Here is a 234-nt window from a genome sequence, read left to right on the forward strand (position 1 = left end):
GTGGAAAAGAATATGCTATTGTCGCCCTTGAAAATGGAACTGCTTTTGTAGATATTCCCAACCCTACAAGTCCGGTCTATCTGGCCAGGTTAAATACACCTACAGGAAGTAGCCTATGGAGAGGAGTTAAAGTATACAACAAACATGCGTATATTGTTAGTGACAGCAACGGAGGCAATGGGTTACGGATATTTGACCTTACCCGATTAAAGAGCTTAACAGGAAGTCCGGCTG

General features: G+C 43.2%; 1 pseudogene. It reads left to right on the top strand.

What is annotated here, in order from left to right:
- A pseudogene (locus ACY2RT_RS15710) lies at positions 1 to 234 on the top strand (choice-of-anchor B family protein); the annotation flags it as partial.

The organism is Ulvibacter sp. 2210JD10-4 (assembly GCF_058148525.1).